Source organism: Rhizobium sp. SVR5-2C (assembly GCF_056755115.1).
Genome location: NZ_JBNDHT010000078.1, coordinates 1 through 12,944, shown reverse-complemented (window position 1 = coordinate 12,944; position 12,944 = coordinate 1). Strand labels below are relative to the sequence as shown.

Annotated in this window: 14 protein-coding genes; 7 read left to right on the top strand and 7 right to left on the bottom strand. The window is 62.2% G+C overall.

All coding sequences use genetic code 11. The annotated features are described in order from the left end of the window. Positions 1-2 precede the first annotated feature (2 nt). Entirely contained in the window at positions 3-728 is a 726-nt protein-coding gene (gene pdeM / locus ACPYOI_RS21185) for a ligase-associated DNA damage response endonuclease PdeM (protein ID WP_481416561.1), read from the top strand. Positions 729-764: 36 nt separating this feature from the next. On the opposite strand, the gene ACPYOI_RS21180 is transcribed toward pdeM, so the two are convergent. Next, positions 765-992, bottom strand: coding sequence for a hypothetical protein (locus ACPYOI_RS21180; protein WP_481416562.1), 228 nt, complete (start codon positions 990-992; stop codon positions 765-767). A 405-nt stretch (positions 993-1,397) separates the two neighbouring features. Between ACPYOI_RS21180 and ACPYOI_RS21175 the strand changes: the two genes are divergently transcribed. Continuing rightward, complete coding sequence (locus ACPYOI_RS21175) at positions 1,398-1,643, top strand: DUF3302 domain-containing protein (RefSeq protein ID WP_481423334.1); 246 nt, start codon at positions 1,398-1,400, stop codon at positions 1,641-1,643. Continuing rightward, positions 1,640-2,581, top strand: coding sequence for an HlyD family secretion protein (locus ACPYOI_RS21170; protein ID WP_481416564.1), 942 nt, complete (start codon positions 1,640-1,642; stop codon positions 2,579-2,581). Before ACPYOI_RS21175 ends, ACPYOI_RS21170 begins: the two co-directional genes overlap by 4 nt. Positions 2,582-2,616: 35 nt before the next feature. On the opposite strand, the gene ACPYOI_RS21165 is transcribed toward ACPYOI_RS21170, so the two are convergent. Then, positions 2,617-3,198 carry a transglycosylase SLT domain-containing protein gene (locus ACPYOI_RS21165; RefSeq protein WP_481416565.1) on the bottom strand — a complete coding sequence of 194 codons (582 nt, stop codon included), beginning with the start codon at positions 3,196-3,198 and terminating at the stop codon, positions 2,617-2,619. A gap of 56 nt (positions 3,199-3,254) precedes the next feature. Beyond that, positions 3,255-4,223: an alpha/beta hydrolase family protein gene (locus ACPYOI_RS21160; RefSeq protein WP_481423333.1), complete on the bottom strand. Its 969-nt coding sequence runs from the start codon at positions 4,221-4,223 to the stop codon at positions 3,255-3,257. A gap of 88 nt (positions 4,224-4,311) precedes the next feature. Here ACPYOI_RS21160 and ACPYOI_RS21155 point away from each other — a divergent pair, with 88 nt between their 5' ends. Further along, a complete protein-coding gene (locus ACPYOI_RS21155; protein ID WP_481416567.1) occupies positions 4,312-4,890 on the top strand; it encodes a TetR/AcrR family transcriptional regulator in 579 nt (192 codons plus the stop codon). Between the two features lie 7 nt (positions 4,891-4,897). Here the strand turns inward: ACPYOI_RS21155 and ACPYOI_RS21150 are convergent, their stop codons facing one another. Further along, positions 4,898-5,461 carry a dihydrofolate reductase family protein gene (locus ACPYOI_RS21150; RefSeq protein ID WP_481416568.1) on the bottom strand — a complete coding sequence of 188 codons (564 nt, stop codon included), beginning with the start codon at positions 5,459-5,461 and terminating at the stop codon, positions 4,898-4,900. A gap of 92 nt (positions 5,462-5,553) precedes the next feature. Here ACPYOI_RS21150 and ACPYOI_RS21145 point away from each other — a divergent pair, with 92 nt between their 5' ends. Beyond that, positions 5,554-6,060: a winged helix-turn-helix transcriptional regulator gene (locus ACPYOI_RS21145; protein ID WP_481416569.1), complete on the top strand. Its 507-nt coding sequence runs from the start codon at positions 5,554-5,556 to the stop codon at positions 6,058-6,060. On the opposite strand, the gene ACPYOI_RS21140 is transcribed toward ACPYOI_RS21145, so the two are convergent. Beyond that, positions 6,061-6,870, bottom strand: coding sequence for a TIGR02186 family protein (locus ACPYOI_RS21140; protein WP_481416570.1), 810 nt, complete (start codon positions 6,868-6,870; stop codon positions 6,061-6,063). Further along, positions 6,870-7,790 carry a sulfite exporter TauE/SafE family protein gene (locus ACPYOI_RS21135; RefSeq protein ID WP_481416571.1) on the bottom strand — a complete coding sequence of 307 codons (921 nt, stop codon included), beginning with the start codon at positions 7,788-7,790 and terminating at the stop codon, positions 6,870-6,872. The genes ACPYOI_RS21140 and ACPYOI_RS21135 overlap by 1 nt, the downstream gene beginning before the upstream one ends. Positions 7,791-8,037: 247 nt before the next feature. Between ACPYOI_RS21135 and ACPYOI_RS21130 the strand changes: the two genes are divergently transcribed. Together ACPYOI_RS21130 and ACPYOI_RS21125 are read left to right on the top strand one after the other, a co-directional pair. Further along, positions 8,038-8,382 carry an ArsR/SmtB family transcription factor gene (locus ACPYOI_RS21130; protein WP_481416572.1) on the top strand — a complete coding sequence of 115 codons (345 nt, stop codon included), beginning with the start codon at positions 8,038-8,040 and terminating at the stop codon, positions 8,380-8,382. After that, positions 8,379-8,855 carry an SRPBCC family protein gene (locus ACPYOI_RS21125; protein WP_481416573.1) on the top strand — a complete coding sequence of 159 codons (477 nt, stop codon included), beginning with the start codon at positions 8,379-8,381 and terminating at the stop codon, positions 8,853-8,855. The genes ACPYOI_RS21130 and ACPYOI_RS21125 overlap by 4 nt, the downstream gene beginning before the upstream one ends. An 82-nt stretch (positions 8,856-8,937) precedes the next feature. On the opposite strand, the gene ACPYOI_RS21120 is transcribed toward ACPYOI_RS21125, so the two are convergent. Beyond that, complete coding sequence (locus ACPYOI_RS21120) at positions 8,938-12,693, bottom strand: peptidoglycan-binding protein (protein WP_481416574.1); 3,756 nt, start codon at positions 12,691-12,693, stop codon at positions 8,938-8,940. Between the last annotated feature and the right edge of the window lie 251 nt (positions 12,694-12,944).

Sequence of the window (12,944 nt, the reverse complement as noted above, 5' to 3'; positions counted from 1 at the left end):
CGATGAACCGCCTGGCGCTTGCGCGTGAACTGAATGGATTGGCTGCGATGCCCGGCGTCGAGACGGCCGTTCATGGCGTTGCGGCAGTCTGCGATCCGTTCGGCGCGCTCTATCTTCCGGACGCGGGGATCCTCGTCGTCTCCGACCTGCACCTTGAAAAGGGCGCGGCTTTCGCCCGCCGCGGCATGATGCTGCCGCCCTACGATACGCTGGCGACCCTGACCGTGCTTTCCGCCGTGATCGCCCGATACGATCCCAAACTCGTCATTTCTCTCGGCGACAATTTCCACGACCGCATCGGCTCCGCGCATCTGCCCGAAGCCTTCCGCGCCATCATCGTCAAAATGGCCCAGGGCCGCGAATGGATCTGGATCAACGGCAACCACGACCCTGACGGTACGGTCGATCTGCCCGGCACCTGCGCCGACGAGATACACCACAGCGGCCTGACTTTCCGCCACGAGCCGAAGGCCGGTCTGCAAAGCGGAGAGATTGCCGGACACCTGCATCCGGCCGCCACCGTCCGACGCCGCGAAAAAGCCGTCCGCCGCCCCTGCTTCGCCACCGACGGCGCGCGCCTCTTGATGCCCGCTTTCGGCGTCATGAGCGGCGGCCTCGACCTGGGCCACAAGGCCATGAAAGGCTTGTTTGACCAGGCCTCTCTCGTCGCCCATCTGCTCGGCAGGGACAGGATCTATTCCGTCAGGTTCGGCAACCTCGCGGGATGAGCGCCAAGCGGCGGCAACTGGTCCAGCCGTTTCGCTTTAGTCACCGAAATAGTAGAGAGGCTGGCGCGTCAGCTCGCCGCGGCCGAGATGGCCGTACACGTCTTTTCCCAGGATCCAGAACGAAATTGCCTGGGTTTTCATGCAGAAAATATAGTCACCGGAGATCCAATGCTCTGCCTTCTTCCCGTAGAGCGGATAAAGATAGTCGCCAATCTCATACATGACAGCCCGGTGTGAGCTGTAATCGTATAAGTATCGCTCCATGCCCATCTATTCTCCTGATTCTATTTCAAGAAGAATCCCATGGTGCAGAATGTATTGTCAAACAATACTGTCTCTATGTGGCAATCAGCCCAATTTTGTTTCGTTTCCTGACGTTGTATATGGTTTTTACTAGATTTTCTTCGTTTCTTGCGCCGCCACGAGCGGCGGCCTCGACATCGGCCGCAAGGCCATGAAAGGCTTGTTCGACACGACGGCGATGATCGCGCACCTGCTGGGGCGGACGGACTTATTGCTCGGATGGCTGGTAAGCGCACTTGCCGCTCGGCAGGTTTTTTCGCGGCAGCGCATAGGTTCCATGAGCCAGTAAGTCCTTTCGGAATATTTGTTTTTCGCCTGAGTGCGGACTATCATCCTTCCCGCCGTCGCAGGGAGGAAATGATCGCCATGAGTGTCATCGACATCTTTGCCTGGATCGTGCTGATCGTACTCGTGCTGAGCACCGTCGCCGTCATCGTCTTTCTCGCCATGCTGCCGGGCATGATCGCCAAGAGGAGAAACCATCCCTGGGCGCAAGCGGTGACCGTCGGCGGCTGGGTGACTCTGCTCCTCGGCGTTGCCCTCTGGCCGATCGTGCTGATCTGGGCCTACGTTGATGTCCCGCGTCCATCGAAGACGGAGGGCGCGTCGTGATCGTCGTTCTCCTGAATGTCTATCTCGTCATTCTCTTCTGCCTGGTGAAGCTCCGCATCGTTCCCTTCAACCTGTTCTGGAAGGTCTCGCCGGTCCTCGTGCTGCTGCTTTTGCTCGTCGGCCTTTTCATCCCTATGAACTGGGGCGCGCCGCAGGGGCCGGCGCTCGTGGTCCGGAACTCGGTCGCGATCGTCCCCAATGTTGCCGGCGAGGTCATCGATGTACCGGTTCAGGCGAACACGGCGCTGAAGGCGGGCGACGTCCTGTTCCGGATCGACCCGGTGCCGTTCCAGGCGAAACTCGATGCGCTGGAGGCGCAACTGCAGCTTGCCAAACTGCGTCTCGACGAGACCACGCGGCTACAAAGGAGCGGCGCTGGCCGCGCCTTCGATATGGAGCAGGCGCAGGCCGAAGTGGAGCAGCTGCAGGCTGAGATCGTTAGTGCAAAATGGGATCTCGACAAGACCGTCGTGCGTGCGCCTGCCGGCGGATACGTCACCAATCTTGCCTTGCGGTCGGGAGCCCGCGTATCGAGCCTACCGCTATCGCCGGTCATGGCCTTCATCGATACTGCCGATACGATCATCGGCGTCGAGGTGCCGCAGATCGACGCGCGCTATGTCGAGCCGGGCCAGTCGGTCGAGGCGACGTTCAAGTTCATGCCCGGCAAGGTCTACACCGGAAAGGTTGAGAGTATCCTCCAGGCGGTTGCGAGCGGCCAGGTGCAGATTTCCGGGGCCGCCGTCTCTCCGGCAGCAATCAAGACGGCGCCGCTTGTCGTCAGGATCCGGCTGGACGATGCGGATTTTGCCGCGCGCATGCCGGCCGGCACCACGGGCGACGCGGCGATCTTTACCGACCACGTCAAGGCGGCGCATGTGATCCGCAGGGTGCTGCTGCGACAGGTCGCCATCATGAACTACGTCATTCCGTTCTGAAGGCCTTCCGATGCGCGAGGGCCTTCACGCGCTCGTCAGTCGCACTGCTGCAGCTGCTGCTGATAGGTCGCCGCCATGCTGGCAAAACGCTGCGCCGTCTTCTGCAGCTGGGCGTTCGAGCGCCAGTCGCCGCGTTTGTATCCCGTTGGACCAGAGTAATAGGCCAGATAGAGGCTGTAAGCGTCGTTCAGCGGGATGCCGGTCGCCTGGCTGTTGCTGTAGTGATACCAGCCTATGAAATCGACGGCGTCGGAAAAGTTGGTGCGGCTTGCTGCCCATTTGCCGGTTTCGGACTGGTAATGGCCCCAGGTGCCGTCGAGTGCTTGCGAGTAGCCGTAAGCAGTCGACGGACGCGTCCAGGGAATGAAGCCGAAGAGTTTCGTGCGCGGCGGGCGGGCATTCGGCTGAAAACCGGATTCGACATACATCGTTGCCATCAGGATCGGCACGGGCACGCCGTATTTTCGTTCGGCTTGCGCCGCCGCCCGCTGCCAATTGGTGAAGAGGCCGTCGCGCTGGTCGAAGACGGCGCAAATGTTTCTCGTCTGGCGGGGTGCCGTCGCGCAACCGGCGACAAGCGCCAACAGCACCACGGCGAGAAGGCTACGGGTACGCAAAACAGAACCTCTCGTTTTCGAGAGATTACTAACTCGTAAATCTTAAGAAGCGGTTTTTATTCAAAGGCGAAGTTATGTCCGTCACGAGGCAGGACGTGTGCATCTGGATCGCCATGCTTCGGCCAGGGATTGACCGCGTCCCGCAGCCACACCACCGTATCGAGCCAAAAACCTTCGGCATGTCGCGAGTGGAAAAGACTGAAATGCCCGATGGCGTCGAATCCCAGATCGTAGGGCTTCAGCATTACCTGCTCCGTCGAGGCATTCCGGTAATAGCCAAGCGCACGGCGAACGGCAGAAGCGGTCGCGATCGGGTCGTCGGTGACGCCGATCGCAAGAATGGGCGCACGAACCGCATCGAAGCGGGCGATGACATCTCGCCGTTCCGGAGCCAGATAGCTGTGCTCCATCCGCGCGCCGCGAAAGCTCCACTCGTTGGCGACGCCAGCCGGCAGGTCTTCCAGCCAGCCAAGCAGTCTGCCTGGAAAATAGTCGAACGCCGCCGTCATGGCGGGCATGACGACGTGCCACTTCCAGAACAGGCGCCGTCGATGCGCGCGCGCGTAGTCTCGCCAATAGCCGTATTGCGCGCCGATCGTCAGCATCCGGTCGATACGCCCGGCATTCCTCGCAAGTCCGGGCAGGAACCCGCCGATACTGTGGCCCACGACCAGGAGCGGCTGCATCGGGTCGCGATCGTACATGAACGCCAAGGCTGCTTCGAAGTCGAACTCGCCCCAGTCCCGCCAGCGGTAGCCGCAACGGCGGAGGCGGGCGGGCCGGGACAGGCCGATTCCGCGATAGTCGTGGGTCAGGACATCGAAGCCGTGCCCTGCAAGAAACCGGGCATAGCGATGATAATAGCTGGCGAGTACGCCGGTGGCTGCATTGACGACGACGCTGCCTGAACTTTGCCCCCCGGTCGCGCGCCATAGATGGCCGCCGAGAAGCACGCCGTCGCGGCAGCAGATCTCGACGCGTTCGCCCTCCTGCGCAGATGCATATGCCGCCTCACTCGCATCCATCGTGCCAAGTCCATCCCGCTGCAATGACTGGCCCGTTCTACACTATGGGCGTGCTTGGCAACACTCACTAGTCGGTATACTTTGGGTCATGGGACAGCCGACCCAAACGACCCGAGACCGCATCGTCAACGCTGCCGCCAAGCTTTTTTATGGGCAGGGCATCCGCGCCGTCAGCGTCGATGCCGTCGCGGAAAAGGCGGGCGTCACAAAACGCACGCTGTACTACCATTTCGACAGCAAGGACGACCTGATTGCCGCCTATCTCGAAGGTCGTGATCAGCCCAATCTGGCCGTGTTCCAGCGATGGTATGACGAGGCCGAAGGCAGCGTGGACGCGAAGGTCAAGGCGATCTTCGACCAATTGGCGAAGTCTGCGCGTCATCCGAAATGGAAGGGTTGCGGTTTCCTGCGAACTGCAGCCGAGCTCGCCGGCATGCCGGGCCATCCAGCGATAAAAGCAGGCGTTGCTCACAAGCAGCGGGTCGAGGACTGGCTGACGCATGTTCTGGAGGCGGACGGCATTCTGGAGGCCCGCACACTCGGCCGGCAGATCATGCTCCTGCTCGATGGAGGCTTTGCCGTCGTGCTCTTGCGTCGCGATCCGTCTTACATGGAGACGGCGGGCGAAGCGGCCGCGGCCCTGATTGCCGCCGCCGCGCGGTCTTGATGGGACATCAGGCCGGGGTTGTTGCCGGCTCGTACCGCAGGATCACTGCGCCCGTCGTGAGTGGTGTCGCCTCGAGCAACTTCATAGGCACGGATGCGGCTGCCGGTTTGAAATGCGGGTTGCCGCCGCCGAGGATCACAGGGACCAGGCAGATGCGGATTTCGTCGACCAGCCCGGCCTTCAGCATGGCATCCGAAAGCTCGGCACTGCCGAAGATGAACATCGTCTTGCCGTCCTGCTGCTTGAGCTTCGTCAGCTCGCTGACCGGGTCGCTGACCACTCGGGCATTGTTCCAGCCCGGCTCCTTCATCGTGCGCGACACGGCGATCTTCGCGATATTATTCATGTAGTCTTTGATCTTCCCTTCGCCTTCAGCCGATGGCCAATAGTCGGCCATGCCTTTGTAGGTCTTGCGGCCGAAGACGAGCAGGTCGCCTTCTTCACCGAATGCCTCGGCATATTTCTGAAGCTCCGGTCCCCAGACAAGGTTGTGAAAGTCGATGTCCCACGGCTTCGTACCTTCGAAGTAGCCGTCGAGCGTCATCAGATTCCAGACAACAAGCTTTCTCACGTTTCATCCTCCTCAAAACTGATTGCAAATAGCAACTGGTTGAAAGTTAGATTGACCGATGGCAAAATGCAAGCAGTTTTTGGAGAATGAAAATGGACGGCCTTCACCGTTCCGGCTGCCCCATCAATCTGACGCTGGAAATACTCGGCGACCGCTGGAGCCTGATTATCATCCGCGACATCATGTTCGGCAACCGGCGCCACTTCCGCGAGCTTCTTCAGAATTCAGAGGAAGGCATCGCTTCGAACATCCTCGCCGATCGCTTGCGCCGACTGGTGGACAAGGGCTTGCTGACCAGGGAAGACGATCCCACGCACAAGCAGAAAGCCATCTACAGCCTCACTGAAATGGCGATCGATCTCGTGCCGCTCTTCGCCCACATGGGCGCCTGGGGCCGCAAGCATTTGCCGGTATCCGAAGAGCTCTCCATTCGAGCCGAACTCTTGGAAGACGGCAGTTCGCAGCTTTGGGAGGACTTCATGGAAGAGCTGCGGGCCAAGCATCTCGGCAAGCAACTTCCGCCCGGAACGCCGTCGGTGCTTGGCCGTCTGACCGAGGCCTATCTCGACGTCGTCGCGAAAAAGCAGAAGTCGGCCTGATCAGTCTTTGCGGAACACGATACTCGCGCCCCAGCCGGTCACCACCGCGAGGAGCACTGCGAAAAGGCCGTAGGGAACCGGCCGTTCATGGGCGGCGTCGGTGATCGTCTGCTCGATGCCGGTCTTGATGACGCGTAACGGCACGGACCTCTGCGTCACAAACACGCCGCTCTTGAAGAGATAGGCGCGCACCGTATGCACGCCATTCGGAATGTTGGCGGGCAGACGAAGGGTTGCCTTGAAGAGATTGGAGCTGACGAAGCGCACACCCGTCGGGTCGCGCTCGTAAAGCCCGCCGGCCTGCTGCAACCGCCGGAACGCCGTGCGGAATTCGCCAAGGGTGCTCCCGTCTCCGACGAAACCGACGGGCGTCAGCGGGATATGATCGATGCCGATCCCTTGATCGTCGAGGGCGAGCGGCGTCACCACGTCGTCGAGCGAGCGTGAGCTCGACATCGAATAGGAATGCGGCACGCCTTCAAAGGTCATCGACTCCGTGTTGATCCAGATACCGAAGACGCGCTCCTTCCGGCGTACCGTCGCACTCTCGCGCGGACCCTCCAGAACGACGACGACATCATACTGGCCGACGGCGAGCAGCAGGTTGTCGGTATTCGTCAGCGCCCCGAAGATCGTCAGATCCGCGCCCCGAAAATCGGAGGAGATGGCGATCTCACTGGTGGACGTGCCGATTTCCAGGCCTTCGCGCTCTTCCTCCGAACTCTGCCCCGGCAGGAGCATCTGCGCGGCGGCAAGCCCCGGCGGCAGCAGGCAGAACAGGAGGAAGAGGCAGAGGCGCAACCGCGTCATCAGTACGCTCCCATCACCACGGAATAGACGTCCGCCGGCGTCACGACGAGGGCGATCGCCAGCCTGATGCCGACGGCGAGGACGAGCAGCCCGAGCAGCGCGCGCAGCTGCTCGCCGCGCAGCTTCTGGCCGACGCGCACGCCATATTGCGCGCCGATGACGCCCGCCACCATCAGGATGAAAGCCAGCACGATATCGACGGAAAAGTTGGTCGCGGCCTGGACGACGGTCGTGTAGGCGGTCACGAAGATGATCTGGAAGAGCGACGTCCCGACGACGACATTGGTCGGAATACGCAGCAGGTAGATCATCGCCGGCACCATGATGAAGCCGCCGCCGACGCCCATGATGGAGGTCAGGATACCGATCGCAAAGCCGAGCGCTATGATCGGGATGACGCTGAGGAAGATCTTCGATTTCTTGAACCGCACCTTCAGCGGCAGCCGGTGGACCCAGTGATGATGGCCGGGTCGGCGCGGCGTCGGCGGGATGTTCTTGGCCGCCCGCCGCATGGCATTGATGCTTTCGAGCAGCATGAGCCCGCCGACGGCGCCAAGGAAGATGACGTAGAGCAGCGAGATGATCAGATCGAGCTGGCCGATCCGTCTCAAGAGCGAGAAGATCCAGATGCCGACCGTCGCGCCTGAAAGGCCGCCGATCAGCAGCACCGTCCCGAGCTTCACGTCCAGCGTCCCGCGCCTGAAATGGGTAATCGCGCCGGAGATCGAGGAGGCGACCACCTGGTTCGCGCCGGTCGCAACGGCGACGACGGGCGGAATGTTGTAGAAGATGAGAAGCGGCGTGATCAGAAAACCGCCGCCGACGCCGAACATGCCGGAGAGGAAGCCGACGGCCGCACCCATGCCCAGGATGATGAAGATGTTCACCGACAATTCTGCGATGGGCAGGTAGATTGTCACAGCCGACCTCGAATTATGAACTGCCCTCCTGGGCAGGCCTTCTCACGTCCCGTTCGAATGGCGCATCATACGGTGAAATCGTTGCCAGAGGCTTTCGATAAGCGACATGCGATCCGCGCATTACGCGAGCGATAAGTCCCGATTAATCTGGCTTTTTTCAGATTTTGTGACAGCGGTGCGCAACCGTTGACGGTTCTGCTGGACACTTAGCTCTTGCACTAAGTGTTTTGCCATGATACTTAGCCTCATGGATCAGTATTCGGAGCAGCTAACGGGCATCTTTCTGGCACTTGCGGACCCGACGCGCCGCGCGGTGCTCGGCCGTTTGGGCGAGGGGCCGGCCAGTATCAGCGATCTCGCACAGCCGTTCGACATGGCTCTTTCGTCTTTCATGAAGCACATCCATCTTCTGGAGGACACAGGACTGATCCGGACCCGCAAGCAGGGCCGTGTGCGCACCTGCATCATCGAGAAGAAGCAGTTTGCTGTCGCCGAAGCGTGGCTCTCGCAGCAGCGAGCCCGCTGGGAGGGCCGTACGGACCGGCTCGAACAGTTTGTCATTGCGGCATCGAAAGAGGAAAAATCGAAATGACCAAGTCCCCAAGCCCTAAGCTCGACCTGACCATATCGCGTCTCATCAAGGCTCCGCCCTTGGCCGTGTGGAACGCCTGGACGAACCCCAGGAGCTTCGAGCAGTGGTGGGTTCCGGCGCCGGCCAGATGCAAGGTCGTAGAAATGGACCTCCGTCCCGGCGGCGCATTGGTGACCGAGATCAGCGAAAACGACGGCGATTTCGCGCCACACCTCAGCGCCTGCATCCTCGATATCGCCGATGGCGAACGGATCGTTTTCACCAACGCCCTGGTGGGCGGCTGGCGTCCGGCAGAGCAACCTTTCATGACGGCGGTCATCACCTTCGAGGAACACCCGGAGGGCACAAACTATGCCGCCTACGTCATGCACAAGGACAGCGCTGACCGTAACATGCACGCCGAAATGGGATTTTACGACGGCTGGGGCACCGTCGTGGAACAGCTCGCAAAGCTGGTCGAGCGGCAATCGTAGGGGGAAAGTGGTGTCGCGCAAGACATAGCGCGGGAAAGCCCTCACCGCCCGTGCGGTGAGGGCTTATCCAGACCGGGAGTTCTCAAGCCTTCGTCGTAGGCTTGGCGTTGCGTTCGAGCAGCGCCCTCACCGTGTCGTCATTGATCTTGCCAGTGGGGTCCTTGCCGATCGATTGCTGAAAGCTCTTGATCGCAGCGATCGTCTTGGCGCCCATCTCGCCGTCAGGCGTGCCTGCGTCGAAGCCGTTGTTGTTCAGGATCGCCTGGATGTTGCGGATCGCCTTTTTCATGTCGACGGTCGAGGTTTTGGTGCCATTACCCGCCCAGGCGTCCGGAATCTCGATGCCGTTCGCCTTGTTGTCGAGCGGCTGCGGCTTCCAGGCGCTCGTCGTAGCGCGGGCCCTCTCAAGATCGGCCGGCTTCATGGCTTTCGCGACCTCGTCGCGCTTGGCTGCTGCGTCCTTGTCGCCGCCCTGGGCAGCGATCGCGAACCACTTGTAGCTTTCGCCGAGGTCCTGTGTGACGCCGTTGCCCCGGGCGAAAAGGATCGCCAGGTTGAACTGGCTGTCGGTGATGCCAAGATCGGCGGCCTTGGTGAACCAGCTTGCTGCCGCCGCGTAGTCCTGCTGGCCGAGCGCGCCGGAGGCGTAGAGCACCGCCAGATTGTGCATGGCGCTGGCATTGCCCTGGCTGGCGGCCTGCTCGTAGAAGGCCCTGGCCTTGCCGATATCACGCGCGACGCCAGTGCCCTTCTCGTACATGCTGCCGAGACGGTACTTTGCCGGCGCAAAGCCCTTGTCAGCTGCAAGCTGATACCAGTTTGCGGCTTGAGCCTGGTCGGCGGGCAGGCCATTGCGGCCTTCGGTGTAACGAGCGCCGATCTCGAAGAGCGCGAGCGGATCGCCGCTGCGGGCGGCATCGGCAAGCGACTGCGGCTGGACGGCGTCCGGCACGGAAATCGAAGGCGCTGCAGGCGCGGCCTCTTGCGAGGTGGGAACACTATTGGGCGCGAACGCGGCCGCATCCTGCGGTGGCGCTCCCGGTGTCAGCGTCGAAGCGCCTTCGCCGCCAAGTGGCGCAGCGTCAGTCAGGTGCTCGGAGGGTACAGCCTCCCGGTTTTCGGACGCGCCCGCCTGTGTCATGTCGGCAGCTGGTGGGGCGGCAGTCTCGGGCTCTGTTGATTCTGCCGGGCTGCCCGCTACCGGTCCTTCGGCGTCTTCCACCGGCATGGCGGAGCTATCGGCGGCAACGGGGTTTTGCGCGGCATCCGAAAGCACCGCGACTTCCGCCGGCGGAGCCTGCTCGCCGCTCGTCAGGGTGCGAGCGAGCGGGAAGGCCATGATCGCCAGGAGCACGGCGCCGACAGCAAGCAGAATCGGCCTGCGGAAGCGGGCAAAAGCGCTGGAGCCGGCAGGTTTCTGCGTCTTCTTCTCGGCCTTTGTCAGCGTTGCCTTGGGGTCGGATTCCATCGCGGCCGCTTGAGCCGCGCGGCGGGCGGCGGCGATGTAGTCGGCGCGCTCATTTTCGGCGGCAGGCTTGGGGTTGTTCCGGGCCGCAGCCTGGCTGGCGCGCACGCGCTCCAGAATCTTCTTGACGTCCGGCGCGCCCGAGCCGGGTTCCAGCAGTTCGTTCGATGCTTCTTCGCTGGGCATCAGGTCGACGGGGTCGATCGAAGGCGCGGGGTCGATGACCGCCCGCTCGGCTGCTTTCGCTTGGACCGCCTTCTTGCCTGGAATCAGTCGCTTGCCGAGTGCCGAAAGCAGGCTGCCCTTCGACGGCACTGCCGCCGGCGCCGGTTTGGTCGCGGCTTCGATGGCGATCGCGCTTGTCTCGGCGGAAGGCGCAGCGTGCACAGGAGCCGCGCTTGCTGTTTCCACCGCATGCAGGGCCGGAGAAGCCCCCATCTTTCCGAGCGAAGCATGCTTTTGCGTTTCCTCGGTGCCGGCCGGCACGAGTGCATACGGATCGATCTCGAAATCGGCCTCGGCAAGCGGCATGCGTCGCGCCGGCTTGTTCCGGGTTTCCATATCGTCCAGGCGCTCGGCGATCTGGACCAGCGTCTCGTGCAGCGCCTGGAATGTCTTGTGCGTGCGTTCTTCGCTGCTGCGGCTCAGGTCTTCCAGATGGCGCAGGTCCTCGGCCAGCGCGTTCAAGGCGGCCATATCAGCGGCTGGCGCAGCCTGGATGCCGCCATTGCGCGAATAAGCCTCGACAACGGCTTCTGCCGCCTGGCGTGCAGCCTCGATGATGTATTCGTCGCTGGTCGCCATGTAGTCTTCGATTGCGCCCATGCGGCGGTCGAACTCCGGCGGAATGCTGTCACCGCCTGCGCGGGGCGAGCTCATCAGCGCAGAGAGGTTGGCGATCTGATCTTCGAGGTTCCTGAGAGCCAGCGGATCGGTGGGCGGTGCGGCCGTACTTTCCTCCAGGCGCGCAGCAATGTCGCTGAGGCGACCCTCGATGCGGCGGAACGCACTGTCATCGGCAATTACGGCCGGCGCGGGCTGTACTTCCATCTCGTCGATGCGGCGCGCGAGATAGTCCAGCCGCTCCGCCAGCGCGTCATTGACCGAACCGCTTTCCAACGCCTCGATCTTGCGGGAAATATCCGCAAGCGTGCGGTTGAGATCTGCCTGGGGAGCCGTCTTCTGAGCACGCTCGAGCATGAAGGACAGCTGCTCGAGGCGTTCGTCGAGCCGCGCCGTCGCTTTGGTATTGGCCAGTTCTTCGACGCGCCGGGTCAGCATTTCCAGCCGATCGGCAAGGCCATCAGCCGGCTGGCTGCGGCTTTCCGCCTGGCGGCCCACCATGTCGATCTGCTCTGCCAGCGCGTTCAGCCGGCCTTCGAGGCGATGCATCAGCGCCGGATCGCCGCTTGCGGCGGTGCGGCCGCTTGCCGCAATCGCCCGGCTGATTTCGTCAAGCCGCCCATCCATGGCGGCAAACTGCTCGGACATGGCTCGATCGTGCGGCTGAATCATGTTGCCGAACTGTTCCATCGCGGTCGCAATCGAGAGCAGCTTGTCTTCGAGCGCGCGCACCGCCGGGCTCTCGCCCATGCCGCCGAGATGACGCTTGATGTCGTCGAGCCGGTAGGCGAGCGACACGAGTTCTTCCTGCAGGCTTGCCGTATCCAGCGCATGTAGCTGGTTCTCAAAACCGTCCCAGCGGCTTTCCATGTGCCGAACGGACTCTTCGCGGGCAAGCCCGTCCATCAGGGAACGCAGTTCTTCGAATTCGTTGCGAAGCCCTGTGGCCTCCGGGCCGGCCGAGCGGCTGGAAAGTTGGTCGATGCTGTGCGCCAGCCGGCCCATGTCCTCGCGGATGTCGTCGGCGAAATGCCGGTCGTGCGCACTCGTCTTGATTTCGCGCAGTTCTGCGCGCAGCGCATTCATCTCGCGCGCCACGCCGTCGGAAATGTCGCGCTTCAGGTCCTGGCGCAGGTTCACCAGCGCCTGGGCGATCTCGGTCATGGTATCGGGCGAGGGGGCATGTGACGGCGCGACTTGCGGGGCTGGCGTACGCGCTGCCGGTGCCGGGTCTCGGTAGGTTGGGCGTTCGGCGATTGGGCGTTCGCGGCCGGCGTTGAGCGCGCGCTGGCGCTCGCGGATTTCTGCAAGCGGATCCGGCCGGGTTTCCGCCCGCGAATATGCCGGTCGCGGCTCATAGGATCTGGTGTGGCTTTCGCGCTCAGGTGCAACTACCCGCTGCCTTGGCTTGTGGGTGCCGTTGCCCATCAGCCCTTCGATGCGCGCCTCAAGCCCTTCGATCGTGCGGTTCAGCGCATCGAGCGACGCCCTGTCGGAATGCCGGGGAGTGTTTGGTCGCGATCCGTTCATTTTCCTGCTCGCTTCGTCTGCTCGAGCCCTCGTCAGGGCCAAGGCCATTGGCTTGAGAGACCGTTCATTAGAGGATAGTTTATGAGGCTTTCCTCAACCTGAACGGCGTAGCGGCACTCCGAATAAACGCGAGACTGGAAAAAGGAATGCGGATCACCACTGCTCACTGCGCACTTTTTACGATACGTGGTAAATATCCCGTTAACTTCCGTGGGAATTTTTTAACGTTTGGGTAAGCCGCGATGCACTTT

Bases quoted from the DNA above. Each gene is read 5' to 3' on its own strand.
- ACPYOI_RS21145 (WP_481416569.1), top strand. From the start codon at position 5,554: ATGGACGGCCTTCACCGTTCCGGCTGCCCCATCAATCTGACGCTGGAA.
- ACPYOI_RS21160 (WP_481423333.1), bottom strand. From the start codon at position 4,223: ATGGATGCGAGTGAGGCGGCATATGCATCTGCGCAGGAGGGCGAACGC.
- ACPYOI_RS21180 (WP_481416562.1), bottom strand. From the start codon at position 992: ATGGAGCGATACTTATACGATTACAGCTCACACCGGGCTGTCATGTAT.
- pdeM (WP_481416561.1), top strand. From the start codon at position 3: ATGAACCGCCTGGCGCTTGCGCGTGAACTGAATGGATTGGCTGCGATG.
- ACPYOI_RS21155 (WP_481416567.1), top strand. From the start codon at position 4,312: ATGGGACAGCCGACCCAAACGACCCGAGACCGCATCGTCAACGCTGCC.
- ACPYOI_RS21120 (WP_481416574.1), bottom strand. From the start codon at position 12,693: ATGAACGGATCGCGACCAAACACTCCCCGGCATTCCGACAGGGCGTCG.
- ACPYOI_RS21130 (WP_481416572.1), top strand. From the start codon at position 8,038: ATGGATCAGTATTCGGAGCAGCTAACGGGCATCTTTCTGGCACTTGCG.
- ACPYOI_RS21140 (WP_481416570.1), bottom strand. From the start codon at position 6,870: ATGACGCGGTTGCGCCTCTGCCTCTTCCTCCTGTTCTGCCTGCTGCCG.
- ACPYOI_RS21175 (WP_481423334.1), top strand. From the start codon at position 1,398: ATGAGTGTCATCGACATCTTTGCCTGGATCGTGCTGATCGTACTCGTG.
- ACPYOI_RS21125 (WP_481416573.1), top strand. From the start codon at position 8,379: ATGACCAAGTCCCCAAGCCCTAAGCTCGACCTGACCATATCGCGTCTC.